Origin of the sequence: Pontibacter ramchanderi, assembly GCF_002846395.1 — a bacterium.
GTDB classification, from domain to species: domain Bacteria; phylum Bacteroidota; class Bacteroidia; order Cytophagales; family Hymenobacteraceae; genus Pontibacter; species Pontibacter ramchanderi.
In genome coordinates, this window is the sequence record NZ_PJMU01000002.1 from 1,228,829 (window position 1) to 1,255,319 (window position 26,491).

The 26,491-nt window shown below is 51.2% G+C and carries 23 protein-coding genes; 16 read left to right on the forward strand and 7 right to left on the reverse strand.

All coding sequences use genetic code 11. The annotated features are described in order from the left end of the window. Positions 1–25 precede the first annotated feature (25 nt). From BD749_RS12355 to BD749_RS12365, 3 genes are all read right to left on the reverse strand, one after another. Complete coding sequence (locus BD749_RS12355; RefSeq protein ID WP_101444619.1) at positions 26–595, reverse strand: hypothetical protein; 570 nt, start codon at positions 593–595, stop codon at positions 26–28. A gap of 51 nt (positions 596–646) precedes the next feature. After that, positions 647–2,995, reverse strand: coding sequence for a TonB-dependent receptor (locus BD749_RS12360; RefSeq protein ID WP_143741262.1), 2,349 nt, complete (start codon positions 2,993–2,995; stop codon positions 647–649). Positions 2,996–3,220: 225 nt separating this feature from the next. Then, positions 3,221–3,547, reverse strand: coding sequence for a hypothetical protein (locus BD749_RS12365; protein WP_101444621.1), 327 nt, complete (start codon positions 3,545–3,547; stop codon positions 3,221–3,223). 315 nt (positions 3,548–3,862) lie between these two features. On the opposite strand from BD749_RS12365, the gene htpG reads away from it, so the two are divergent. Both htpG and BD749_RS12375 read left to right on the forward strand, forming a co-directional pair. Then, entirely contained in the window at positions 3,863–5,686 is a 1,824-nt protein-coding gene (gene htpG / locus BD749_RS12370; protein ID WP_101444622.1) for a molecular chaperone HtpG, read from the forward strand. 234 nt (positions 5,687–5,920) lie between these two features. After that, positions 5,921–6,820 carry a toxin-antitoxin system YwqK family antitoxin gene (locus tag BD749_RS12375; RefSeq protein ID WP_101444777.1) on the forward strand — a complete coding sequence of 300 codons (900 nt, stop codon included), beginning with the start codon at positions 5,921–5,923 and terminating at the stop codon, positions 6,818–6,820. Here BD749_RS12375 and BD749_RS12380 read toward each other — a convergent pair. Next, on the reverse strand, positions 6,817–7,179 hold the full coding sequence (locus tag BD749_RS12380) for a YraN family protein (RefSeq protein ID WP_101444623.1): 363 nt from the start codon (positions 7,177–7,179) through the stop codon (positions 6,817–6,819). The genes BD749_RS12375 and BD749_RS12380 overlap by 4 nt on opposite strands. A 145-nt stretch (positions 7,180–7,324) precedes the next feature. Here BD749_RS12380 and lipB point away from each other — a divergent pair, with 145 nt between their 5' ends. From lipB to porN, 9 genes are all read left to right on the forward strand, one after another. After that, a complete protein-coding gene (gene lipB / locus BD749_RS12385) occupies positions 7,325–8,062 on the forward strand; it encodes a lipoyl(octanoyl) transferase LipB (RefSeq protein WP_394341666.1) in 738 nt (245 codons plus the stop codon). Continuing rightward, on the forward strand, positions 8,063–8,467 hold the full coding sequence (locus tag BD749_RS12390) for a hypothetical protein (RefSeq protein ID WP_101444624.1): 405 nt from the start codon (positions 8,063–8,065) through the stop codon (positions 8,465–8,467). A gap of 33 nt (positions 8,468–8,500) precedes the next feature. Next, positions 8,501–9,667, forward strand: coding sequence for a DUF4271 domain-containing protein (locus BD749_RS12395; protein WP_245869099.1), 1,167 nt, complete (start codon positions 8,501–8,503; stop codon positions 9,665–9,667). A gap of 60 nt (positions 9,668–9,727) precedes the next feature. Next, a complete protein-coding gene (locus BD749_RS12400) occupies positions 9,728–10,519 on the forward strand; it encodes a uroporphyrinogen-III synthase (RefSeq protein WP_101444625.1) in 792 nt (263 codons plus the stop codon). Positions 10,520–10,662: 143 nt separating this feature from the next. Continuing rightward, positions 10,663–11,622: a PorP/SprF family type IX secretion system membrane protein gene (locus BD749_RS12405; RefSeq protein WP_101444626.1), complete on the forward strand. Its 960-nt coding sequence runs from the start codon at positions 10,663–10,665 to the stop codon at positions 11,620–11,622. Positions 11,623–11,847: 225 nt separating this feature from the next. Further along, positions 11,848–12,867: a T9SS ring complex lipoprotein PorK/GldK gene (porK, locus tag BD749_RS12410; RefSeq protein ID WP_101444627.1), complete on the forward strand. Its 1,020-nt coding sequence runs from the start codon at positions 11,848–11,850 to the stop codon at positions 12,865–12,867. Between the two features lie 73 nt (positions 12,868–12,940). Beyond that, entirely contained in the window at positions 12,941–13,741 is an 801-nt protein-coding gene (porL, locus tag BD749_RS12415) for a type IX secretion system motor protein PorL/GldL (protein WP_101444628.1), read from the forward strand. A gap of 51 nt (positions 13,742–13,792) precedes the next feature. Beyond that, the gene (porM, locus tag BD749_RS12420) at positions 13,793–15,391 is read left to right on the forward strand and encodes a type IX secretion system motor protein PorM/GldM (RefSeq protein ID WP_101444629.1); all 1,599 of its coding nucleotides are present in this window, start codon (positions 13,793–13,795) and stop codon (positions 15,389–15,391) included. Between the two features lie 25 nt (positions 15,392–15,416). Then, positions 15,417–16,274: a type IX secretion system ring subunit PorN/GldN gene (gene porN, locus BD749_RS12425; RefSeq protein WP_101444630.1), complete on the forward strand. Its 858-nt coding sequence runs from the start codon at positions 15,417–15,419 to the stop codon at positions 16,272–16,274. Positions 16,275–16,527: 253 nt separating this feature from the next. Here porN and uvrC read toward each other — a convergent pair whose 3' ends face one another. Genes uvrC through porW form a run of 3 tightly spaced genes read right to left on the reverse strand, consistent with a single transcriptional unit; the run spans position 16,528 to position 23,545 of the window. Next, complete coding sequence (gene uvrC / locus BD749_RS12430) at positions 16,528–18,348, reverse strand: excinuclease ABC subunit UvrC (RefSeq protein ID WP_101444631.1); 1,821 nt, start codon at positions 18,346–18,348, stop codon at positions 16,528–16,530. A 12-nt stretch (positions 18,349–18,360) separates the two neighbouring features. Continuing rightward, complete coding sequence (locus BD749_RS12435; protein WP_101444632.1) at positions 18,361–20,667, reverse strand: penicillin-binding protein 1A; 2,307 nt, start codon at positions 20,665–20,667, stop codon at positions 18,361–18,363. Between the two features lies 1 nt (position 20,668). Next, positions 20,669–23,545 (reverse strand): type IX secretion system periplasmic lipoprotein PorW/SprE, encoded by a 2,877-nt coding sequence (gene porW, locus BD749_RS12440; protein ID WP_245869102.1) that lies wholly within the window; start codon positions 23,543–23,545, stop codon positions 20,669–20,671. Positions 23,546–23,860: 315 nt separating this feature from the next. Between porW and BD749_RS12445 the strand changes: the two genes are divergently transcribed. The 5 genes from BD749_RS12445 (at position 23,861) to BD749_RS12465 (ending at position 26,485) form a co-directional block, all read left to right on the forward strand. Next, entirely contained in the window at positions 23,861–24,091 is a 231-nt protein-coding gene (locus BD749_RS12445; protein WP_101444634.1) for an AtpZ/AtpI family protein, read from the forward strand. A 5-nt stretch (positions 24,092–24,096) separates the two neighbouring features. After that, entirely contained in the window at positions 24,097–24,486 is a 390-nt protein-coding gene (locus tag BD749_RS12450) for a hypothetical protein (RefSeq protein ID WP_101444635.1), read from the forward strand. A 38-nt stretch (positions 24,487–24,524) separates the two neighbouring features. Beyond that, on the forward strand, positions 24,525–25,559 hold the full coding sequence (gene atpB / locus BD749_RS12455; RefSeq protein ID WP_101444636.1) for a F0F1 ATP synthase subunit A: 1,035 nt from the start codon (positions 24,525–24,527) through the stop codon (positions 25,557–25,559). Between the two features lie 36 nt (positions 25,560–25,595). Then, the gene (gene atpE / locus BD749_RS12460; protein ID WP_007653345.1) at positions 25,596–25,859 is read left to right on the forward strand and encodes an ATP synthase F0 subunit C; all 264 of its coding nucleotides are present in this window, start codon (positions 25,596–25,598) and stop codon (positions 25,857–25,859) included. 131 nt (positions 25,860–25,990) lie between these two features. Beyond that, on the forward strand, positions 25,991–26,485 hold the full coding sequence (locus BD749_RS12465; RefSeq protein ID WP_101444637.1) for a F0F1 ATP synthase subunit B: 495 nt from the start codon (positions 25,991–25,993) through the stop codon (positions 26,483–26,485). Positions 26,486–26,491: the final 6 nt, after the last annotated feature.

The following is a 26,491-nucleotide window of genomic DNA, read 5'->3' on the forward strand; positions in this document are numbered from 1 at the left end:
CCCTTTTTGTAGTTTCAAATAAAGCTTACTGCACGCTGGTGTCAAACGTGATGTCCACATCGGTTTCGCCGGTGTTCTCGTTGCTGGTGCTGCTCTTTGTGCCCGGCTGGTGCTTTAGCACAATGCGAAGTTTGCCCTGTCCGGCGGCGGTGGTTGCGGCTGTGGTCTCCAGCCCGATCGGGCGGCCGTTTGCGTCTTTATCGGTTTTGGTGATGGTTACCAGACCCTGTGGGTTTGCAAAGTAAAAGATCTCGTGCGCAGTTCCCTCTTCACGAATATCCGCAGTCAGATCATGCGTGTCGGTGTGGTCGCCGTGTGCTTCTTCGGACGCAAAGGTCAGGGAGCCGGTATAGGTGGTGTTGGCGCGAAGCACCAGTTTGTCAATCTGAGGGGCAGTGCCGCCAGGTCCGTCAAGGTCTTCCCAGGTAGCCGTAATGGCCTGGCCACCATTGGTAGGCGTCAGTGTTAGCGTTACGGTCGTCACCACGTCGTGCTCGTGGTCTGGCTCCGGATCGTCCTTGTCTTTACAAGCTGAGAAAGAGAGTAAGCTGCCCATAAATAAAAAAGCGAGGTACGGTCTGAATGATTTCTTCATGATAAAAAAACTGTTTTGGTTTAATTAAGTGATTTCTAAAAGTTAAAGTGACTACAGCGGCACTTTGATGCGGAACATGATCATGCGCCCCATCTCATCGGCAAAGTACCGGAGGCGGTTCTGGTAATCGCGGTAGCTGGTGTTGAGCAGGTTGCTGCCCACCAGGCCCAGCTCCACCCGCTGCTTTCCGAACTGCAATTGCGTGCCCGCCTCGGCATGCAGCAGGAAATAAGCATCGGGCGCCGCTAACACCGGGTCAGACTGCGCATCCGAACGGCTCTGGCGGCCCACGTACAAACCTCCCAGCGCCAGGTAGCTACCCAAGAGCCTGGAGGCTGTCCGGTCTTCGAAGCTATAGCGGAGGGTGTTGTCGGTGCGGCCAGGCGTAATGAACGGCAGGTAACTGTCCGTTTCGCGGTTCTTGGCATATACCAGCGATGTTTTGTTGTTTAGCATCAGCCGATTGGTCAGGGCGTAGTCGAAACTCAGGTCCGCCCCCCAGAACCGGGCATCGGCCTGCAGGTAGTCGGCCTGCAGGTAGGCACCGCCTATACCTAAGGCGTAGTCCGGCGCTATCTGCAGGTAAATGTAATTGTTGATGGTGTTGAAATAGAGACTAAGTTCTCCGTTCAGACGGAGGTTAGAATGGTAGTTCAGGGTAGCCACCGTGTTCCAGGCGTCTTCCGACACCAGCTCCGGGTTGCCGCGCTCAAAAGAGGCCGCACTGTTGTGCAGGCCATTGGCAAAGAGCTCGTAGGAGTGCGGCGCACGGGATGCGTAACTGATGTTGCCACTCAGCGTGAAGTGGTAGCCCAGGTCGTATAAGGCGCCGAAGCTACCGGCAAAGTTGTGGAAGGTATAGGATGGGCGTAGCACACCCTCCGTCCGGTTCCACCGCTTTATGTCGAGCGACTTGTTGTCGTAGCGTATACCTGCCTCCAGTTGCAGGTTGTCCTTCCGCCATCTCTCCGAGGCAAAAGCCCCAATGGTGGTATTGATAAAATAAGGGAGCAGCGGCCTGGTGTTGGCAGCGTATGTGTTGTTCTGCCAGATGGTGCTGGCCCCTATGGTACCGGAAATGTTGGCGATCGGCTTGTGCTCCCACACCAGCTCAGTGGTATGCGTCTGCATGTCCAGGTCTAGTTGCGGGCGGTCGCCGGTGTTGCGATGGCGGTCGTACTCCTGCCGCACGTTCTGCTGCAGTCCGTAGGTAAACTGCAGCTCACCCGCCTCGCCTGTCTTATAAAAAGCCCTCGCCTTGAGCAGGTGATGCGTCACGTCCTGGTAGGGGCGGGCAATGGTATAGGTAAAGCTGCCCGTTTCTTCCGGCCGTTCCCGCCCAATGGCGTTGGCCAGATCCGTCAGGTTGCCAATGTGCGCCGACGACAGGAAGCCCAGCTTGGTGTGGAAGTAACTGTAGTACAGCTCCGCCCCGAAACGCTCCTGCTTATAGCCCAGCGTAGCTGCCAGGTTCTGCTCTTCAAAGCCTGTGTTGTCTAGGTTATACCTGGGAGCCTGCGCACTGCCCGCCTTCTTTGCAGAGGTATGGAGGCGCCAGCTCAATGGCAATTGACTAAACTTGCCCTCTACCATGCCGGCCACCGTGCCCATGCGGTTGTTGGTGCTCCCGATCAGGGAAAGCTCTCCGCGTACACCTGCCGAGTCTGGCAGCGCCTTGGGCTCCACCAGCACAATGCCGCCAATGGCGTCAGAACCATAGCGCACGCCGGCCGCTCCTTTCACCACTTGCATCTGCTGGGCGTTCAAGGGGTCAATTTCCGGGGCGTGCTCGTTGCCCCACTGCTGCGACTCGTGCCGCACGCCGTTGTTGAGGATGACTACCCGGTTGCCGAACAGCCCGTGGATAACAGGCTTGGAAACAGTGGGGCCGGTTTGCACCGAGCTCACCCCCGTCAGCTTTTTGAGCGATTCGCCCAGCGAGAGGCCGCGGGTTTCCTCCAGCTCGCGCCCTGCCAGTGTTTCGGTTGCCTGCACCTGCTCCTGCAAGCGCTCCCCCGTAATCACGACCTGTTTTAGCTGCCGCGCATCGACGTGCAATGTGAGGTTACGCACCGTAGAGGTGGTCATCCGAACCGCGACGCGCTCGGTCTCGAAGCCAATGTAAGTGATCTGCAAGGTATAGCTGCCCCGGCACAGATGGTGGAAATGGTAGTTACCATACTCATCTGACAGGGTGCCCCGCTGTAGCTCCTCTATGTAAATAGTGGCCCCGATGAGCGGTTCGCGGGTGTCGTGGTCCAGCACTTTGCCGGAGAGGGTCAGGCCACAGTCCTGCTCCGGCTCTACGCCGTCCAGGTATAGCTGCTCCTGCGCTGTTGCCATAGAGGCAAGCAGAAGGAGCGGCCACAGCAGCACCATCATGAATTTAGATCTGAACACAGACTTACTAATGTTAAGGTATAAGGTATGGCCTACCGCCACCTTATGCGCTGAAGAGCAGCCACAGGTATAGGTATAGCCAGCAATGCCAGTAAAATGAACAGGATATCAACAGGCAGTACCAGGCGCCGCATCGGGGCGGAGGGTATACCAACTGATAAACCAATCTGAAAGCAGGTGCCGGAAGAGACGACACGCCATAAGACTGGGAAAAGAACGGAAGGTTTAGCCGAGTGCGGGCGGGCCGCGGAGCTGGAGGCGGGCAAAGGAATCAAAAGCCGTGTAGTGGGCATACCGGACGGTATACGCTGCAAGGGCAACAGGTGCCCGGAAGGTATAGACTGTGGTCGCGCTCTGGTATGGCGCTCCGAACAGGTCCTCTACCGGACAGTGGCTGTGCTTCTTCTCGACATGTGCGTTTTTCTGATCGCCTGGGTGGCTATGCGCTGTGTGGGCATGGCTGTGCAGGCTCAGCAGCAGCTGGTCCGGCACCATGGCGCGCGTGAACAGCAGCAGCAGAAAAAGGGCAATATATGTCGTGAACCGATACACCTATAGCGTGGCTTTAAAACAAAGATAGTTGTTTTTTTACAATTGCTGTGCTTACAAACATACATTTCGCCCTTCCGGGTACGATCTGTCGGCAAGGCTTTGGGCGAATCATGCCAAAAAAACAAGTTTTATACCTGTTCCATGCTTAACGCAGAAGGTATAGCCGTTGTTTTCTGACAACCTGTCACAAATAACGCGGCGCTATACCTGTGGAACAGGATTTGAAAGCGCTAGCGCAGAGAGGCCACCGCTTTGTTGACGGCATCTGATTCGAAGACATCACTTATTAAAAGATAGATTTTAAAAGTATAGCACATGGAAGAAAGAGGTAATATTTCGATTCACACCGAAAACATTTTCCCGATCATCAAGAAGTTCCTGTACTCCGACCACGAGATTTTTCTGCGTGAGCTCGTGAGCAACGCCGTGGACGCCACCCAGAAAATGAAGCGCCTGTCTGCCATCGGCGAGTACAAAGGCGACCTGGGCGAGCTGAAAGTAGTGGTGAAAGTAGACAAGGACGCCAAAACCATCGTTATATCGGACAACGGTATCGGTATGACAGCCGAGGAAATCAAGAAATACATCAACCAGATTGCCTTTTCGGGTGCCACCGAGTTTGTGGAGCGCTACAAAGACGCTGGTGAGCAAAACCAGATTATCGGTCAGTTCGGTCTGGGCTTCTACTCTGCCTTTATGGTGGCCGACCGTGTGGAAATCATCACCAAATCTTACAAAGACGAAACCGAGTCGGCACACTGGACTTGCGACGGCAGCACCGAATTTGCCATTGCACCTGCCCACAAAGAAGACCGCGGCACGAAGGTGATCCTGAACGTGGCCTCTGACTCAGAAGAGTTCCTGGAGCCCGCCCGCATCCGCACCATTCTGGACAAATACTGCAAGTTCCTGCCTGTGCCTGTGGAGTTTGAGGGAGAAATCATCAACAACCCAAACCCTATCTGGACAAAGCAACCGTCTGAGCTGACGGACGAGGATTACAAGAACTTCTACAAAGAGCTATACCCGTTCTCGGAGGCGCCGCTGTTCTGGATTCACCTCAACGTGGATTATCCGTTCAACCTGACAGGTATACTCTACTTCCCTAAGCTGAAGAACGACTTCGAGATTCAGCGCAACAAGATCCAGCTGTACTCGAAGCAGGTGTTCATCACAGACGAGGTAAAAGACGTAGTGCCGGAGTTCCTGATGCTGCTGCACGGGGTAATCGACTCGCCAGACATTCCGCTGAACGTGAGCCGCTCATTCCTGCAGGCGGATTCGAATGTGAAGAAAATCAACACCTACATCACCAAGAAGGTAGCCGATAAGCTGAGCGATATCTTCAAGAAAGACCGCGAGACATTCGAAAAGAACTGGGACGACATCAACGTGTTCATCAAGTACGGCATGCTGAGCGACGACAAGTTCTATGAAAAAGCCAAGGACTTTGTGCTGCTGCAGAATACGGAGGGCAAGTACCATACCCTGGAAGAGTATAAGGCGCTGACGCAAGCCAACCAAACCGACAAGAACGGCCAACTGGTGCTGCTCTATACCACAGACGCCGACAAGCAGCACGCCTTTGTGGAGGCCGCTCAAAATCGCTCATACGACGTGCTCCAGCTCGACTCCATCATCGACAGTCACTTCATCGGCATGCTGGAGCAGAAGCTGGAGAAGACCAGCCTGAAGCGCGTGGACTCTGAAACGATTGGCAAACTGATCGAGAAAGACGAAGCCAAGGATAGCGTACTGAACGACACCGAGAAAGAGGACCTGAAGAAGATCTACGAAACGGCGATCAATAACCAGAACATGCAGGTAGAGGTAGCGCCAATGGCTCCGGACGACGCACCGGTAATCATTACCCTGCCAGAGTTTATGCGCCGCATGAAGGACATGAGCAAGACCGGCGGTGGCGGCATGATGTTCATGGGCAACATGCCGGACACCTATAACGTGACCGTGAATGCCAACCACAGCATCAACCAGCGCATCCTCAAAGCCAAGGACGACAACAAGGAGCGCATTGCCCGCCAAGCCTTCGATCTGGCGCTGCTGTCGCAGAACATGCTTTCTGGCTCAGCCCTGACAGCCTTCGTGAAGCGCAGCGTGGACCTGATTGACAAAGAGTAACAGCACCTTTTCATAAATTATACTTAACAGCACAAAAGCGGCGACCCACTGGGTGTCGCTTTTTGTTTTGAAGGGCATTCGGTGAACTAAGGCGCCGGGCTTAAAGTTATAGTGGCTATACCTGCCATATCGGTTCTTGGCCGGTATATGAATTATCTGCATATTTACGTTACCTTAAAACAAGGTATGGCTATGTTGAGCAACACAGCAGCGCAATTATCTGAACGAAAACATATGAGGCACACGCTTTATCTTGTCTGGCTTACTTTGTCTGTGGTGCTGGGGGTGGCTGCCTGTAAGCCCAGGGCCTACAACAGCGACTACAACCTGAGCCGCGCTGCCGAAAAACAGAGCGCCAAAGCCGGAGCCATCGCGCTGGCCGATACCACCAAGCCAATCGTGCAGGTAGGCGACTCGTCGGATATAGAGGAAAAGCAGCCCCAAAAGCGTAAGAAGAAAGCCGACAAACGCTACTTCATGGGTGACAGGGTGGCACGCGGCTTCGTGAAGACAGGTGCCCGAGGTCCGCGGGAGGTGATTGAGACCTTCAGCTACCTGGTTGAGTTCCAGCAGCCAGACCCCTACGCCCCCGAAAAATACTACTACGATACCAAACGTCGCAAACTCTACAAAACCCGCAGCGAACTGAATCCGGATCAGCACAAAGTGCTGCACGGACCCTACAAAAAGGAACAGGGCGGCGAGGTGGTCGAAGAAGGCTACTTTTATGTTGGCACCAAGCACCTGCGCTGGGAGCGCTACAACCGCGAGGGCATTCTGCTGGCCAAAGAGCATTATGAAAAAGGCTTTTTGCGCGATGCGGTGGTAAAGTACTACGCGGGCACCAAGAAGATAAAAGAAGTGATCCCTTATGCCTATGGAGAGGTGCAGGGCACGTACTACCGTTTTTATGAGAACGGGCAGCTGGAATGGATGGGCCAGTACCAGAAAGGCCGTAAAGTGGGCCTGTGGGTGAAGCACTTCGATTTCAGGGCCCGCCGCCAATTTGAGTACCAGTATCCCAAAACTCCTTACGAGCCCCAGGCTGAGCCCTATTTGGTGAAGCAGTACGACCGCCACGGCACCCTCATTTTCGAGAAAGACAAGCTGGACAAGCGGGCCTCGGCGCGTTAATGAAAGGCGTCCTCGATGTGGAACAGCTCCGGCGGTTTGCTCATCGTGACGGCGATGATATCAAAGCGAATGTCCTCCTGCCAGCCAATCTTTAAGATATAAGTATCTGCCGCGTTCAGGATCAGGCGCTGCTTGCGGCGGTTCACGAACTCTTCCGGGTAACCAAAGCTGTCGTTGGTGCGGGTTTTCACCTCTACAAATACCAGTAAATCGTTTTGGCGCGCAATGATGTCGATTTCGGCCTTGCCCATGCGCAAGTTGCGTCGCAGAATGCGGTAGCCTTTCTGCTGCAGCAGTTCGCAGGCCAGGTCCTCGCCGTTGGCGCCGGTAGAAAGGTGGGTTGCTTGCGGTGTCGTCATAAGAGCTTTAAACTTATAATGCCAGCGAGTGGTTTTATGGTGGGAGGCTGCGCTGCCATTTGCGTATGCCCCCGGGTGGCCGTATCTTTGTTGAAAACTAGAGGTATAGAAACCGGCCGGCTTGCAAGTAAGCCCGGGCTATACCTTGCAAAAAGGGAGAAAAGCTGTGTCGCAGAACAAAACCATACAATTTGAGCACCTCGGGCTGATCGATTACAAGGAGGCCTGGGATTACCAGGACAAGCTCTTTACAGGTATACTGGATCTGAAGTCCCGCAACCGCAACGCTGCGCCCGATGCCCAGGAAACGACGCCTAACTACCTGCTGTTCTGTTCGCACCCGCACGTCTATACCTTGGGCAAAAGTGGGCACGAGTCTAACCTGCTGATCAACGAAGAAGGCCTGAAAGCAAAAGGCGCCACCTTCTACAAGATCAATCGCGGCGGCGACATCACCTACCACGGTCCTGGGCAAATAGTGGGCTATCCGATCCTGGACCTCGACAATTTCTTTACCGATATCCACAAGTACCTGCGTTTTCTGGAGGAGGCGATCATTATGACGTTGCAGGACTATGGCATAGAAGCGGGTCGTATACCTGGCCTCACTGGCGTGTGGCTGGACCATGTGGAGCAGAAGAACCCGCGCAAGATTTGCGCCATGGGCGTGAAGTGCAGCCGATGGGTAACCATGCATGGCTTTGCCTTTAACATCAACACCGACCTCGATTATTTCAACAACATCGTGCCCTGCGGCATTACCGACAAACAGGTGACGTCGCTGGCAAAAGAGCTGGGCCGTGAACTGCCGATGGCAGAAGTAGAAGAGAAGCTCAAGGCCCACCTGGCAATCTTGTTCGAGGCGAGCATTACTACACACTAAATGAAGAAAGACATAGATTTTACACCGGTTCAGGGAGTGGCAGTAGCCATCGCTTTCTCGGGCGAGTCGCCGGAGGAGCGTGCCTGGAACGTATACCTGATCAATAACAACAGCGTGGCGCTTAGCAATGTGTTTGTCACGTCCAAGGGCTATGGCACCATCAAGGACGAGGAAGTAAAGACCTCGGTGCTGCGGCATATGTTTGAGCAGGTGGAGGCCAAAAGCTTTGTGCAGGTAGAGGTGATCGACCCATCGGTTTTCAAGCTCAACAACGAGTACTGGGTGAGCTACTACATCGATGGCAAGATCTACGACAAGCGCTTCGTTTTCGTGCCCGATTCTATCACCGATGAGCACCTCATCGACATCAGCATGCTGCAAATGCAGGGTGTGTTGCATTCTTAAGGTATAGCTTCCTACATTATCTGACGCCTGACCGTGTATTTTACTAACCGCATAAGGTATAGCCTGGGACTGTTGCTGCTGCTGTTTGTGCTGGCCTGGCCACTGCAGGCGCAGGTGCTACCGTTGGAGCAGAAGAACACCCTCAACGGCAACTGGCAGGTATACGATGCCGGCTCCACTAACCTGGTGCCCTATGCGACCAACCTGCACGGGGGCTACAGCGCCGTGCACCAGTGGGTAACCATGGCACCCGCCAAACCCTTTGTGATCGAGTTCACGGCCCAGAAGGATTTATGCCTTTTCCTGAATAACCAGCTCATCTTTACGGCAGACTCCACAGCTACCTATACCTTTGACCTGGCCACATGGAACAACCGCGTGAAGCCGGTGAACGGACGCTACCTGCTATCGGTGTGGCATCCGTCGCAGCACCCGAACGTGGCCTCGTTCCGGAACAGGGCGCAGGCCGAGCGGAACGACGGCGAGACGATGCAAGGGAGTTTTTCAGTCAGGCTGCGGGAGTATGTCAACCAGAACGCGTTCATCATCTTCATGCTGCTGATCGGCTTGCTGTACGGGGGGCTTAAAACCACCTTTCCGTCTGATTTTCAGGCAGTGTTCGGGGCGAAGTCCTTTTGGCGCACCCGGTCGCTGGACGATGGGGTCCTGACCAAACCGCTCGGCACCTGGTCAAGCGTGCTCTTTGTCGTAGCCTTCTCGATGTCGATGGCGCTTCTGATCGCGGCTATCCATACCAATGTGCAGCACGTGCGCATCTTCAACCGGCTTTTCCCGGTGTCGGAGGCCGACATCACGACTAAAATCCTGTTCTATACCTTCCTGATCTTCGCGGTAATCCTGCTAAAGTACCTTTTCCTGAAAGTAATGGGTTTTATTTTCGGGTTGGAGCAGATCGTGCATGTGCAATTCAGTGAGTTTCTGCGTTCTCTGCTGTTTCTGGGCCTTTTCCTGCCAGTGGTGATGCTGCTATACCTTTCGCTCAACCACGTGGCACCCGACACGGTGCTGACGGTTTCGAGCATGGCGGTACTTTTGCTGCTGGTAATCACGATTATTCGCGTGTTTGTATCAGTAAATAAGCAGACATCTGTGATAAATTTGCATTTATTTTCTTACCTTTGCGCCACAGAAGTGATTCCGTTGATCATCATGCTGAAGTTTATTGTGTTTAACTTTTAAAAACACAAAATCAACGGTTTCGGTAGGTAGCTAATAATATAAAACAGACTTCCATACTCTATGGCTGAAAGTAAAGAAAAGGCTTGGGCAAATCCTGAAAGACACAGTATTCCGATCAAGAGTATACTCGTAACACAACCACAGCCTACTACCGACAATTCGCCTTATCTCTCTATAGCCGAAAAATACGGGATAAAGGTAGATTTCAGGGCATTTATCGAGGTAGAGCCTGTTTCCTATAAAGAGTTCCGCAAAGATAAAGTGGACATCCTGGCTCACACGGCTGTGATCTTTACGAGCCGCAACGCGGTGGACCATTTTTTCAGAATTTGCCAGGAAAGCAAGATAGAGATGCCCGCTGATATGAAATACTTCTGTATTTCGGACCAGACAGCTTATTACCTGCAAAAGTATATCACGCTGCGCAAGCGTAAGTTGTTTGTGGGCGAGAAAACAGCCAAGGATCTGTTTGAGGTGATCAAGAAGCACAAGAACGAGAACTTCCTGTACCCTTGCTCCAACATCCGCAAAGATGATATTCCGGGTTTCCTGAAGGCCAATAAGATCAAGCATACCGAGGCGATCATCTACAAAACTGTGGAGGCCGACCTGTCGGACCTGGACGATGTGACCTATGACTGCATTGCCTTCTTCAGTCCTTCCGGTATCAGCTCACTGTTCATCAACTTCCCGAACTTTAAGCAGAACAACACCCGCATAGCGGCTTTTGGACCGACCACGGCCAAAGCAGTGCGCGACGCCGGGCTGGAACTGGACATAGAGGCGCCTATGCCAAATGCCCCTTCCATGACAGGCGCCATTGAGGTGTACATCCAGAGTCACAAGAAGTAAGCAGCACCAAAGGCAACAGTAAAACGCAAAAGCAAGTAGATTCAACCATCTGCTTGCTTTTGCGTTTTACTGTTTAATATCTATATTTGGTTCAACGCTGGCCCACTAACGTCCAGTTAACGCTTGCTTAGCTGCAACAGTCTATGAAAAAGATTATACCTGCCGTTTTGCTGCTGCTCCTCTGCCACCTGAGCTCATGGGCGCAGCAGCAGCCTCAGTTTACCCACTACGGTTTCAACGGCATGTATATCAGTCCGGCTTACGCAGGTATAACCAACCGCCCGGAGATCCAGTCCATCTACCGCTACCAGTGGCTCAACTACGATGCCTCCTTCGACGACGGCGGCTCCCCGCGAACGCTTCTTCTGACGGCGCATACCCCTGTGCGCCTGCTCAAGGGCGGTTTAGGTATAACCTTAATGCAGGATCAGATCGCCAATACCCGAATTCAACAGGCCGCACTTTCCTATTCATTCCACCTGAACGTGGGCGAGGGCAAGCTGGGCATTGGACTGCAGGGTAATATAAATAATATAAGAAAGGGCAGCTACCGTTTCATAGACGAGGGCGACCCCAATATCCCCTTCAACAGTTCCGACTCCAAGTTTGATATGGGAGCTGGTGTGTGGTATGAGTCAGAGCGCTTCTATGCCGGTGCCGGAGCCACCAATTTGCTGCGCTCCAGCTACCAGTTTATGGACGTAGATAACACAGGAGGTGGGCGTGTGGTAGGCGAGAACCACCTATACCTGACGGGCGGCTACCACTTGCCGCTTACCAACCAGTTAGTGCTTACCCCAACAGCCCTTTTGAAGCATGATACAGAGACCTTTTCGTTTGATGCTGGTGCCCGCGTAACATTTGATGAAAAATATTGGGGCGGATTGAATTTTCGGCATCAGGAAGCTGTTAGTGCGCTTGTGGGTATAGCGATGTTGCAGGACAACGCGCTGCGGGTAGGATATGCATTAGATCTCACCACTTTTAATAAAGAGGCCAAGGCCCCAACATCACACGAAGTGATGGTTTCCTATCGACTACCTGAACCAGTTGTGCGGTTCAGGCCTCCAGTGCGAACCCCTCGCTATAATTTCACAAAATAAATATTCAGGATATTGTATTTATCACTGAAAAGCAGTAATCTTGAAAAAATACAGTTAAAATAATTTGTATATGGTATAATAATCTTGATATTGTACCGTTTGAAAATTATTAATAAGTGAGAATTTTAATTGTTTTTGTTTTATTTCTAATTCTCAATATATTTGCTACACCAGAAATAGTGTGCATAAATCATTGCTAAAAAATTTACTTTTTCCAAAGTCATCATGAACAAACTATTAAAGCTGTCTTCCTTCGCTTTGGCGGTGGTACTGCTTGCGAGTTGTGGGTTAAGAAGAGGACCGCAAGGCGACCTAGTGGGCGCAGAGGATCGACCAGACTACAATCCACAGGCTGTACCTTACGGCATGGTTGCCTGTCCGGGCGGAACTTTCCACATGGGCCAGGCAGATCAGGATATAGCGGCCACCATGGCGAACCTGAACAAGCAGGTGACGATCGGCGGCTTCTATATGGACGAAACCGAGATTACCAACAACGAGTACCGTCAGTTCATTGAAGTAATGGTCAATGACTCGATCGATGTTCTGGGCGAAGATTTCGTGATGACAAGCCTGTATCCGGACACTACTGTTTGGGTGCGTGACTTCACTTACCACATGGGCGACCCCTTGATGGAGTACTATTTCTCTCACCCGGCATTTGATGAATATCCGGTGGTAGGTGTGAATTGGTTTGCAGCCAAGTATTTCTCTGACTGGAGAACGAAGCACAAAAACCAGGCAAATGCTGACAATGGTATGGCGCCAATGCCTAAGTTCCGTCTGCCTTCTGAGGCGGAGTGGGAATATGCAGCAAGAGGTGGCCGCGATATGGCAACTTACCCATGGGGTGGTCCATACCTGCGCAACGCCAAAGGCTGTCTGCTGGCTAACTTCAAGCCAGGCCGTGGCGACTACTACAGCGACGGATTTACTTACACAGCTCCAGTGGCCCAGTTCTTCCCGAACGACTTTGGCCTGTACGACATGGCCGGTAACGTAGCCGAGTGGTGCGAAGATGCTTACGCTGACGCGACTGTTCCGATTACCTGGGATTTGAACCCTGTATACTATGATGACAATGAGCCTCGCAAAGTGGTAAGAGGCGGCTCTTGGAAAGATATTGCATACTTCCTCGAAACTGGCACCCGTAACTTCGAATATCAGGACTCAGCCAGATCATACATCGGTTTCCGTAACGCGATGATTTACCTGGGACGTTCTTCAGGAAGAGAGTTCAGATAATAGAAGTATTCTTAACAGTTAAAAACTAAACAATTTAATACCCAATCGTTCACATTTAATTTTTGAAAACAAAATGAGCAAAGCTAGAGGTCGCAGTTTCTTGTACGACGTGTTGATGCCCAAAATCTATGGTCTTGGTGCCGCCGTTGTAATTATCGGAGCATTGTTTAAAATTCAGCACTGGGAAGGTGCCGATATCATGCTGATTGTAGGTCTTGGTACAGAGGCCGTTATCTTCGCGCTGAGTGCATTCCAGCCACAGCCACACGATCCGGATTGGGCAAGAGTATACCCACAACTGGCAGATGACTACACTGGTGAAGCATTAATCCCAACAACTGCTTCTAACAACTCTCCATCAGCTACAAAAGAGCTTGACAAAATGATGCGTGACGCTGACATCACGCCAGCAACGATCAACTCACTGGGTCTTGGTCTGAACAGACTGAGCGAAACGGCAGCACAAATGGCTGACCTGAGCCAGGCTACAGCTGCTACAAACGAGTACGGCGTGCGTGTGAAAGCTGCCGGTGACCAACTGGGCCGCATCACAGAGGCTTACTCGGCAACAGCAGATGCACTGTCTAAAATGGCAGTAGCCACAGGTGATGCCCAGGAGTACCACAACCAAGTACAGAGCATGACAAGAAACTTAGGTGCTTTGAATGCTGTTTATGAAATGGAGCTTCAGGATGCCAATACACACCTGAAAGCAATGAACAAGTTCTACGGAAACCTGAGCATGGCCATGGAAAACCTGACCGATGCCAGCAAAGACACTGAGCAGTTCAAGCAAGAGGTTTCTAAACTGACGCATAACCTACACTCCCTGAACACAGTGTACGGCAACATGCTGACAGCCATGAAAGGCTAATTGCGCATCATTTCCTAAATCAACAAGAAAACAACAGTAACTAAGTAGAAAATGGCTGGAGGAAAAGAGACACCACGGCAGAAGATGATCGGTATGATGTACCTGGTACTGACCGCCCTTCTCGCCCTGCAAGTGAACTCTGCGATCCTGTTAAAGTTCCAGTTTATCGATGAAAGTCTTAAGGACGTTAACGATAAGACGATAACAGATAACAGCGGAGTAATAACGAATATTAAATCCAAGGTCAGCGAAGGCGGTAACCGAGACAAAGACAAAACTGTACTCGAAAGCGCCAATGCTGTGAGAAAGCAAACAAGTGACCTGGTGGAGTATATCCGTGGTCTTCGTGCTACGCTGATTGAAAAGTCAGGCGGTGAGAACGAGGATAAAACCGGCTATGCAAACCCAAGTGCCGAGGACCTCGTTGCTATCACGATGATCGGACCTGCAAGTGCTAAGAACGGTGCCGCTTACGAGCTAGAGCAGCGTTTGAACAACTATGCAAAGTTCATGAAGCAGTACAACCCGAACATGCCAGACATCCTGGCCCGTGACGGAAAGACTGACCCAATGGCTGCCAAAGACCGTAGCCAGCGCAACAAGGACTTCGCTCAGCTGAACTTCGAAGCTACTCCACTGGTAGCTGCTTTGGCAACACTTTCTCAGAAAGAAGCTGAAGTACTGAAGTACGAAGCAGATGCCCTGCAGAACCTGGCTCAAAGAGTAGGTGCTGACATCATCAAGTTCGAGAAGATCTTCGCGATGGCACGTGCTGAGTCTAAGACAGTAGCTGCCGGTACAAAGTATAAGGCGGATATGTTTATTGCCGCTTCTTCTGACGCGATCACACCAAAAATGACGTTCCAGGGTAAGCCAATCAACGTGGTAGACGGTAAAGGCCAGATTGAGTTCACGGCTGCAGCTAACAACTACGACGCTGATGGTAACTCTAAGCAAACCTGGAAAGGTCAGGTGATCATCGACAAGAATGGTGAGCAGGAAGTACTCGACGTAACAGAAGAGTACATCGTAGCGAAACCAGTTATTCAGGTACAGTCAGCTGCAGTTCAGGCCCTATACCTGGGTTGCGCGAACGAACTGAACGTACAGGTTCCTGCATTAGGTGCCGTTTACGATCCTAGCTTCTCTGCTTCAGGTGGTTCGGCCATCAAAGGTGCTAAGAAAGGCCAGGTTACGATTATCCCAACTACTACTGAAGTGAAGCTTAACGTAAGCAGCGGCGGTAATGCAATCGGCTCTGAAACATTCAAGGTTCGTCCGGTGCCAAGACCATCACTGCAAACTGTAGTGAACGGTAGACCAGTAGACCAGAAGAGAGGCTTACCAGCACAAGGCATACGATCAGTTGAGATCCAAGCGATTGCCGACGAAGGGTTCAAGCAATTTTTGCCGCAAGAAGCACGTTATAGAGTAACGAAGTGGAGAGCGTTCCTTGTGAGAGGTTCAAACCCAGTAGACCAGGCTGAATTCTCTAGCCCAACCGGTGACCTGACACGTTTTGCCTCCAAAGCTGGCAAAGGCGACCGAGTTACTATCGAGGTGTTGGAAGTAAAGCGTCTGAACTATCAGGGAAGTCCTGTTGACGCGAAGCCAACCGGCGACGGTATCTTCACTATCCCACTTAACTAATTAAGATTAGAAGCTTACAAGGAGTATGAAACTTATCAAAGTAATAGGTGTAGCAGCTGGTATGATGCTCTCTTACGGAGCAGTAGCACAGCAAGTGTCTACCACGCAGTCCAGTAACCCATCAGCAAGACCTATTCCGGAGTCTGATGTATTGTTTAAGAAAACGGTTTGGCGTAAGATCGACTTACGCGAGAAGCAAAACAGACCTTTGTTTTCTGAGAACAGAGAGATCACCAAAGTATTGATCGATGCTGTAAAAAGCGGCGAACTGGTGGCCTATAAGACTGACTCTGTCAATGTACCGCTATCCAGAGAGGAATTCCTTGCAAACATGACCGGCAAAGATATGGGCGGCGGTTTGACAGAAGAGGAAATTGCAGCTGGTTTCGGCCAGGAAGAAGAGGATGATGATGCTTGGGGCGCTGCCTTAGGTACGACGGCTACGCAAGAGACTGGTCCTGTAAGCAACGAATTTTTTGCAAAGCAGCTATACCTGCTGGAGCTGAAAGAAAACGTTGTGTTTGATAAGAAGCGCTCGCGCATGTACCACGACATTCAGACGATCAGCATTAAAGTTCCTGCTACGCTAAACCCACTGGGCTTTGAGCAGACAGTAGGCAGCTTTAAGATGAGCGATCTGGTAAAGGTGTTCAGAAACAACCCTGAGACAGCCATCTGGTACAACGCGCAGAACGATGCCCAACACAAAAATCTGGCTGATGCCTTCGATCTGTGGCTGTTCAGCTCTTACATTACCAAAATATCTAACCCGAACGACAGAGCGCTGGGCGATATCTACGGTGGTGGAAAGAAAGGCTTGCTAGCTGCTCAGGAGGCGCTAGAGGCTTTGATCGAGTACGAATACAGCCTGTGGAGCTACTAATTGTAAGTCAATCATAAAAAAGGGCGATCTGAGAAGATCGCCCTTTTTTGTTTTTAAAAGGTATGCAGCAGAAAGTACTTAGTGGAATTACCCGGGATTGATGCAGGATCATGTATTAGGAGGTAACTGAATTAGACAAGGCAGTGCAGCTTAATAAGCAGCAGATAGATCTAAGCAGCTTTGGGCTAAGTGCTCAGGCATCCTGTTAGGTATAGAAAAGTAAGCTAGGTATGCACGAAGCGACTTTCAAAGTTTAAGCACTTCCTTCCTCAGAGCTGCGAAAGTAGTCGTATAAAATTTGAGCCTTGCGCTGTCCAACTTCCTCGGTTAACTCAGCCAGCGTGAGTTCTTTGAGCTTCTTCACAGACCGGAATTTCTGAAGCAAGGCATCAGCCGTGGTAGGGCCTATACCTTTCACATCCGTCAGTTCCGTTTTTAAAGTGCCAGCATCACGACGGGAGCGGTGAAAGGTGATGGCAAAGCGGTGGGCCTCATTACGCAAGCGCTGTATCAGCTTAAGGGATTCTGATTTCTTATCAATGTACAGCGGTAGCTTATCACCTGGGTAAAAGATCTCCTCCAGGCGCTTGGCTATACCTACGATGGCAATCTGGCCCCATAAATTCAGGTCTTTCAGTGCCTGCACAGCGAAGCTAAGCTGGCCTTTTCCGCCGTCAATAATGATCAGCTGAGGCAATGGTTGTTTTTCCTCTAACAAACGACGGTAACGGCGTGTCACCACCTCGTACATCGACTCGAAGTCGTTGGGGCCGACAACAGATTTGATGTGGAAGTGGCGGTAGTCTTTCTTACTGGGCTTGCCATTTTTAAAGCAAACCATAGAGGCCACCGGGTTGTCTCCCTGAAAGTTGGAGTTGTCGAAACACTCGATCTGGCGCGGCAACTCTGTTAGCCTTAAATCCTTCTTCAAAGTTTCCAGCACACGTAACTCACGTTGTTCACCCAAACTCTTATTTTGCTCCTGCCGACCTTCCCGCTCTTTGCGGAGGTACATGGCATTCTTTAGCGAAAGATTCAGAAGCTTGCGTTTATCCCCAATCTGCGGCTGTGTAATGGTGATATTATCCAGTGGGAGGGTGAGCTCAATGTTGGTGATAATTTCACGGGAAGTGCTCTCGAACTCATGACGAAGCTGCACGATAACCGTCGCAAGCAGTTCTTCATCGCTTTCGTCCAGCTTTTTGTGAAGCTCCAACGATTGCGTCTGGATGATAGAGCCATTCATTACCTTAAGGTAGTTTACAAAAGCGCACTTCTCGTTCGAGGTAATCGTAAAAACATCAATGTTCGAGAGTGTGTTGCTCACAACAGTTGATTTGGCCTGGTAATCCTCTAATAGGTCGAGCTTCTGCTTATAGCGGTGGGCCTGTTCATACTGATAGTCCGCCGCTGCCTCTGCCATACGTTCCTTAAAATAAGTTTTGGCAATAGAGAGGTTGCCCGAAAGAATGTTCCGGATTTGTGCGATGTACTGGTTGTAAGTTGTCTCGTCGATCAGGTCCTCACAGGGGCCTTTGCAATTGCCGATGTGATACTCGAGGCATACCTTAAACTTACCGGCCGCGATATTTTCCGGCGACAAATTGTAAGTGCAGGTACGCAGCGGGTAGAGCGTCCGGATCAGGTCCAGCACAATGTGCATGGTAGTGCCACTGGGGTATGGTCCAAAATAACGCGACCCGTCGTTTATCTTGTTGCGCGTGCTGATGACCCGCGGAAAGCGCTCGTTTACAATACAGATGTACGGATAGGTTTTCCCGTCTTTGAGTAGGATGTTATACTTAGGCTGGTACTGCTTGATAAGGTTATTCTCCAGCAGGAAGGCATCAGCCTCCGTGTCCACAATCGTAAACTCGATGTCCTTTATTTTGGAGATCAGCTTGAGCGTTTTTTTGTTATGTTGGGCAGAGCGATTGAAATAGGAGCTCACTCGCTTCCTGATATCAATCGCTTTGCCTACATAGATGATGCCCTCGTCATCAAAAAACTTGTAAATGCCCGGTCTATGTGGTAAATGGGATATTTTTTCCCGCAACTTCTCGTTTGCAGCCATGCTTCATCTTTATTAGAAAGCATCTAAGTCAATAGGGGCAGGAACCTGGTAAAACTCGTCTTGCTGTGTAGAGTCTACCGGAACGCCATTGTTATACTTAGAGCAATCTAATTCTACCGATAAAGGCGTAGAAGGTTTAGGGAATGGGTCTTTTGATCTTTCCAGTGTTTTGTCAGCGTATACCTTCTGCATGAAAAGGCCATAGATCGGCATGGCCAGTTTATTGCCCTGACCCAACGCAATAGTGCGGAAGTGAATGGAGCGATCATCGCCACCTACCCAGGCACCCGCCACCAGATCCGGGGTGATACCCATGAACCAGGCATCCGAATAGTTTTGGGTAGTACCTGTCTTACCGCCAATTTCGTTTTTAAGCCCGTTGCGGTGGCGCAGGCCATAGTAGGCGGTACCACCTGGTTCAGCAGCCGCTTTTAGCATGTGCACCATCATGTAGGCAGTTTCCTCGCTCAGTGCATCCACCGTCTTCGGCACGAACTCGTGCAGCACATTACCGTGCTTGTCTTCGATGCGTGTAATAAAGTTAGGCTCTACCCAGGTGCCGCTGTTCACATACGTGCCATAAGCACCTACCATGTCGTAAAGCGTCACGTCATTTACTCCTAACGCAAGCGATGGCGTTGCTTCCATCGGGGTAGTGATCCCCATGCGCTTAGCTGTCTTCACCAAAGTCTCAGCGCCCAGCTTGTTTACCAGGAAGGCAGAGATCGAGTTAACAGACTGTGCCATGGCTCTTCGAAGTGTGAATTTCTCACCAGAGAACTTATTGTCGGCATTGTTCGGGCACCACATTGTGCCGTCACCCAATGGGATACATACCTGTGTGTCGAGTGTTTCGTAGCAAGGGTAATAGCCATTTTCGATTGCGGCCGTGTACAGGAACGGTTTGAAGACAGAGCCAGGCTGACGGGCACCCTGTTTCACGTGGTCGTACTTGAAGTGCTTGTAGTTGATGCCACCTACCCAGGCCTTGATATGGCCCGTTTGCGGCTCCATGGCCATAAAACCAGTTTGGAGGTAGTGCTTGTAGTGTTTCAGCGAGTCAAGCGGGCTCATCATCATTTCCTTCTCACCATCATAGGTAAAGACCGTCATCGGGATCTTCTTGTTCAGGTAGAAATTGATCGAGTCCTGGTTGCCATCAAATTGCCTGTTCAGGTTGCGGTAACGATCCGTGCGCTTAATGGCCGTTTGCAGGTAGTTCGGGATTTCCTTGCCCTGGCGGTCAATCCATGGGTTACGACCTTTCCAGTGTGCGAAGAACTCCTTCTGGCGATCCTTCATGTGTTCTTCCACCGCCTGCTCGGCATAGGTTTGCATGCGCGAGTCGATGGTCGTATAGATCTTCAGACCGTCTGCATACAGGTCGTAGCCGTTCTCGCGGCACCACTTCAGCAAAAACTTGCTGGCTTCGGTACGGAAATAAGGCGCCAGGCCCACGTTCTGGTTCTCTACACGGTACTTGAGTTTAATATCGGTCTCTTTCAGGCTGTCGTACTCGGCCTGCGTCATGTAGCCATACTTCACCATTTGCGAGAGCACCACGTTGCGGCGGCGTTTTGAGTTCTCCGGGTTAAATTTAGGGCTATAGTAGTTCGGGTTCTTAAACAAGCCAACCAGCACCGCCGACTCCTGCACCTCCAGGTCCTTGGCATCTTTGCCAAAGAAGGTCTTGGCCGCAGACTGCAAACCAAAGGCGTTGCTACCGAACTCGAAGATGTTGAGGTACATGGTCATGATCTCCTGCTTCGTGTAGGACTGCTCCAGCTTCACCGACATGATCCACTCTTTTGTTTTGTGGATAAGCGTGCGGAAACCAGGCTTGTCGTTCAGGTAACCGTTGTTCAGTTCTTCGCCACGGGTGCGGAACAGGTTTTTAGCCAGCTGCTGCGTCAGGGTACTGCCACCGCCTTTGGAGCTGCCGATCAGAATTCCTCCGGCAACACGGGCCATCGCCTCCGGGTCTATACCTGAGTGCTCTTCAAAACGGATATCCTCTGTTGCCATCAGGGCCTGCACGAAGTTCTCAGGCAGGTCAGAGAATTCAATCGGGGTGCGGTTCTCACGGAAATATTTGCCCAGTTCTTTGTTGTCGGCAGAGTAAAGCACAGAGGAAAGGGCGCTTTTCGGGTTTTCGAGCGTGCGCATGTTCGGCAGATCCCCGAACAGGTTCAGGAAGTTGATGCTAACCGCATATATGTAGAGGATGAGCACGGCCAGCCCACTCAGAAAGAGCAGCCAGAGTGTAGAAATGATCTTAGGGAATACCGATTTTGGTTTGGGGCGCGTGGTTGTTGACATGTTAATTATTCGTTCTGAAGTAATTCAGATATTCTTCCACATCCTTCTTCTGCAGCAGTTTCTGCCAGTTCTCGGATGATATTGCAAAGGTAATGAATTCTACGCCTCTTATCTTGCCTATCGGGGATTGCGGCGCTTTTTGTTTTATGGTATAAGCCTGTGCCTCTTTCATGTTCGGGAAAGCCCGCAGCAGGAGCACGCCTCTGTTGCCATCGAATGGCTGTTGCTCCATAACGAGCTTTTGGTTGCGGAAATAGGTGTTGTTATACTTCTCATACTTAGCCGCGATGTCTTTAAAAGCGGCATGCTCGGTAGGGTATAGCATCACAAAATAGTAAGCAGAATCAGGAGCGTTGGAGTAAGCCAAAGGGTCAGCGGCAGTTGGCTGCACCTCCGGAGCCTGCGCTAGAGCTGTATCCTGCGCTATACCTGTCGTATCCAAAGGCGTGCCAGTCTGGGGTGTGCTTGCCGTGTCCTGGCGACCGGTGGCGGTATCAGGTATAGCACTTAGGTTGAGGGGGCGCGGTTGCTGCCGGGCTGCGTTTCGTTCCCGTGCCGAGGACAGCGCAATGCTGTTACTCACCCGCTGTTCTGGGGTGCGCTCGTCCGGCAGCTGTGCAGTGGGCGGTGCAGGCACTTCCTGGCGCAGTTGCTGCTTGCTTTCCAGGTCCTGATAGCGCTGCAGCAACTCATCGGCACGCGGAGCCAGCGGACTGGAAGGATGCTGCTGTTTGAAGGCTAGCAGTTGCTGTCGGAGCAGTTCCGTTCTTTCAGAGCGGGCCGTGATCATCACCTGCAGGAACGCTACCTTGTCCGGGATGTCGTTGAGCGGGTATACCTGGCGCAGTTCCGTCAGCATTGCGGTGGCCTGCTGGTACTCGCCTAGTTCGTATTGCGCAAAGGCCGAGTCATAAAGAGTGTGCGCCTTGATGTTGTCCAGGGCATTCTGACTCATATAATTTGGATCATCCACCAGTTTGGCGTAGATCGTATTCGGATACTGTTGCTTGATCTTCGTGTAGGATGCATTTTTCTGCTCGTTGCCCGCCCGGCTATAGATCAGGTATAGGCTATAATGTGCTTCGGCGGCGTGCTCAGACTGCGGGAAGCGCTGCAGGAATTTTTCGTAGGTGGCTGTTGCGTCGTCAGGGGAGTTGAGCTTCTGTGCATAAATGTTGGCCAGCCGGAACATGGCGTCTTCCAGCAACTTCTCGGACTGCTGCAGCGCTAGTGTCGTGGCTGGGATATTTTGCAGGTAGGTATCCACCTGTGCCTGTAGTCGGGCAGAACGGGTTTCGTCGGTTTCGGTTTCTGTGGCCTCGGCTGGTGCTTCCTGTGCAACCGCTTCCTCCTGTCCGCCCACAGTTTCGCCACGGCTCAGCAGTCGCCAGTTATCTTGCAGCGGTCGGTCGCCCCAGCGCCGCACGAATTCGGAGCGGGCCGTTGCCATGGCCGCTGGGTTATCGAAGTAGAAGACGCCGCTTGTGTTGCCACCAGCCATGGCCGCATCCGGGTTGTTGCGCCCTCCCACTGTAACGGCTGCCTGCTGTTCCTGCGAACGACGGGCCTTGCGTTGCTTTTCCTGCTCCAGCTGTTTGGCCTGCTCCTGCAGGCGTGCTTCTTCCTCCTGCTGTACCAGGTTCTGCACAAAGGCCAGGCGATCGGTTTCACTTAGAGCGGCCAGTCGCTGCAAGCTGTCCTGCAACTGTATGGTGTTGTACTGCTGCGCGAAATCAGCCAGAATGTTGCGGCGCTCCAGCACCTGCTCGTACTCCATCGCCTGCTGCGGGTATACCTGCACGGCACTGTCGTAGTAGGCCTGGGCCAGGTCATACTTGTTCAGGTTGTCGAAATAGATTTCGCCGGCCAACAGGTAGGTATAAGCGTTCTGGTTAGGTATAGAGCCCGGTGTCTTCAGCGAGAGCGCAATGTTTTCAAGCGCTTTGTCATAGTGCTGCTGGCGACGCTCAAACACGGCCATTTCGTAATAGATCTTGTCGCGGTACTCGGTGTTTTTTTCATCGCGCAGCATTTTCTGATAGTAGCCTGCAATGCGGTTCAGATCCTGCGTATCATCCAGCTCCGATACCTGCCCCAGGTATAGGCGACTGAAAAAGCCCAGGTCATAGGGCGGGTTGCGGCGCAAAATGCGGCTGTACTGCTGGTAGGCCTCCTTGGTCTGTCCGCGCTCCTGGTATAGCCGGGCCAGCGAAAAGCGCACCCGTGACTGATCGTCGCGCTTCGTAAAATTTGGCAGCGACAAGTCCAGGTTCTCGATCACGGCGGCGGTATCGCCCTGCATGAGGTGGTACTCGGCGCGGGCCAGGTATAGCTCACGGGCATTGTCGCGGTTCAGGCGCTCCTTGCGCAGGAACTCCGACACCTGCCAGGCATTGTCCATCTCGCCCAGCTTCATAAATGAGCGCATCAGCCATACCAGCGCCTCGTGTTTCACGTGACGGTCTTTGCTAGTGGAGTTCACATACCTGAATGTCTGGGCGGCCTCCGGAAAATTGAGCTCATAGAAGCGCACCTTGCCGATGAGCAGGTAACTATCGTCTATCCATTTGCTATTGGCGTGATACTGAATCGGGAAGGAGGCTTTTTTAATGACATCCTCCAGATCGGCGGCGTGTGCCTTGTATGTGGCAGAGTCGATGGGCGGGAAGATGGGCAGCGGCCGGTTGTAATCATACACGGTCTTATCTTGTATGCTCTTTTCGATGGCCTGCAGCTTTTCTTTTGCCAGAAAATAACCGTTGTAGCGGGCCGTGGTGTTATGATAAGCCTTGCTGAGCGGATTGTTGCGCTCAGCAGAGCAGCCCGCCAGCATGAGGCAGGCCAGCACGAAGAGAGTATATAGAGAGTTTTTGCTCAAAGTCTGGATGATGTGCAGCATAAATGGGCCTCCCCGCCGCCTATTCCTATTATAACGCCCCGGCATGCCTGAAAGTATTCGGGATAGAACAGAACGAAAGCTGTAAGCCATCTACAAAAATACAATAATATGCCAATTATGTAAGAGTCTGTAGTTAAAGCCTGGAGCTCGCTATTGAACTATAGAAAACAAGAAATGGTTTCAGGGCTCGGAAGCTGCCTGAGGACTATAAAAAGCAGGCTAAATAAAGTGGATTTGCAGAGAAGCCCACGAAAAAAGCGTAATTTTGTAAATCCTTGAAAAACAAAGCAGCACATGTCACAGCCAGATGAAGAGAAGTCCAAGGGCGAAGACTCCTACAAGCCATACCTGAAATACTCGGGGCTTGCGTTTCAAATGATCGGGGCGATGGTGCTGGCTGCCTGGGCCGGCTCTAAGCTTGATGCCTACATGGGTAACCAAAACCCGTGGATGACAATCATACTGCTGGTAGTGGCCGTGGTGGCTTCTATGGTATTGGTAATAGTATCATTAAATAAAAAGTAACCGCATTGAAATTCTTTAGAAACCTCCTCATTTTCACTGGTGTCGTGAGCATTGGCATTGGCCTGCTCTCCTTTTATACAGGCGACGCGCTGCTTCACTCGCTTATCTGGTACATCTTAGGATTTATGGTTGTCGTTACGGCACTGGCCTTTTATGTGTCGCGCCTGGGAGTGGGTTACGACCCAGATAACTTTCAGCTGTATTATTTCGGCTCTATGGGCTTCCGGATGATCCTGAGTATAGCGGTGATTTTTGTATATGTCTTCCTATACTCTGAAAAAGAGCTGCAGTTCGTTTTAAACTTCTTTGTGTTATATTTTCTATTTACCGGGTTTGAAATCTACAGCTTAATAACTAACTTCGCACCGCAATTGAAAAAGCAAAACCAAGAATAGCTTTTGCGAATTTTAACTTTGCTTCTAAATCTCTCTTAATGAAGAAGTTATTTATTTTACTGTTTTCCTTTCTGACAATTTCTGCGAATGCAGTAGCTGCAGAAGGTGGCGAGTTCAAGCCGGGCGACATGATCACGCATCACATCGCAGATGATTACACATGGCATTTTGCTGATGGTGTTGTGCTATACCTGCCGGTTATTTTGATCGATAACGGTCAGCCGCAGGTGTTCTCATCAAGTAACTTCTACAACGAAAACCACGAGCTGGTGCCTTACAACGGCTATGTGCTCAATCATGGTCACATCTACCGCGCTGATGCCAGTGGCCAGCCGGCTGCCGACCAGTCTTCCCTGTTAGACTTCTCTATTACCAAGAACGTGGCTTCGCTTTTCCTTAGTGTGGCGTTGCTGTTTGCGGTGTTCTTTACAATTGCCGGCAGCTACAAGAAAAACCACGGCAAAGCGCCACGAGGCATTCAGTCGTTCTTCGAGCCGATCATCATCTTTATCCGTGACGAGATCGCAAAGGCCAATATCGGTCCGAAGTATGAGCGCTACATGCCATACCTACTCACAGTGTTCTTTTTTATCTGGTTCAACAACCTGCTTGGGTTGATGCCAGGCGGCGCTAACCTGACCGGTAACATTGCAGTGACGCTGGTGCTGGCCACCCTAACACTGTTGATCACTGTATTTAGTGGAAACAAGAGTTACTGGGCGCACATTTTTGCAACGCCTGGCGTTCCTGCCTGGCTGGCCCCGATCATGATTCCGGTAGAATTGATCGGTATCCTGACAAAGCCTTTCTCCCTGATGGTTCGTCTTTTCGCTAACATCACGGCTGGTCACATTATCATCCTGTCGCTGTTCAGCTTGATCTTTATTTTCCAGAGCATCGCAGTCGGTCCTTTGAGCGTGGCGTTCGCTACCTTCATGAACTTCCTGGAGTTGTTCGTGGCGCTGCTTCAGGCGTACATTTTCACCCTGCTTTCTGCCATGTACTTCGGTGGTGCCGTTGAGGAGCACGACCATGTGGGCGACCACGGACACGGCGACGGAGCGCATCATTAATCTGTTTTCTTTTTTTAACTATATATAACTACAATTATGTTAGCAATTTTGCTTCAAGCAGTAGCAGCTACAACCGACTTCGGTTTGGCTATCATGGGTGCCGGTATCGGTGCTGGTCTGGTTGCCCTTGGCGCTGGTTTGGGTATCGGTAGAATCGGTGGTTCAGCCATGGAGTCTATCGCACGTCAGCCAGAAGCTGGTGGTAAAATCCAGACTGCTATGATTATCGCGGCTGCCCTTATCGAAGGTGTTGCACTTTTCGGTGTGGTAGTTTGCTTGCTAATCTCTTTCAAAGGTTAATATCCTTTGTATTGGTCTCTCGTCCGGACGCATGGTCCGGACGGAGAGATCAAACGCTAGTTAAATAGTTAAGACCCGCTGGCCTCGAGCCGGCAAACTGACAAGAACCTAATTATTCAAATTCATACACAATGGAATTAGTAACCCCAGGTATAGGTTTAATTTTCTGGCAGACGGTGACCTTCATCATCGTACTGTTCCTGCTCTCCAAGTTCGCCTGGAAGCCTATTATGAACGCCCTGCACGAGCGTGAGGCTTCTATCGAAAATGCCCTGAGCGCTGCTGAAAAAGCAAAGCTGGAGATGCAAGGCCTGAAGGCTGAGAACGAAAAGTTACTAGCTGAGGCGCGTATGGAGCGTGACAGAATTCTGAAGGAAGCTTCGGATGCCGCTAACATGCTGGTAGAAACTGCCAAGCAGAAAGCAAACGAAGAAGGTGGACGCATGATCGCCCAGGCACGTGAGTCTATCGAGAACGAGAAGCGTGCCGCTATCACAGAAGTGAAGAACATGGCCGCTGCTCTTTCAGTGGATATCGCTGAGCGCATTCTACGTAAAGAGTTGAGCAATCCGCAGGCACAGCAGGCGCTTGCCCAGGAGTACATCAACGAAGTAACGCTTAACTAATCGTAT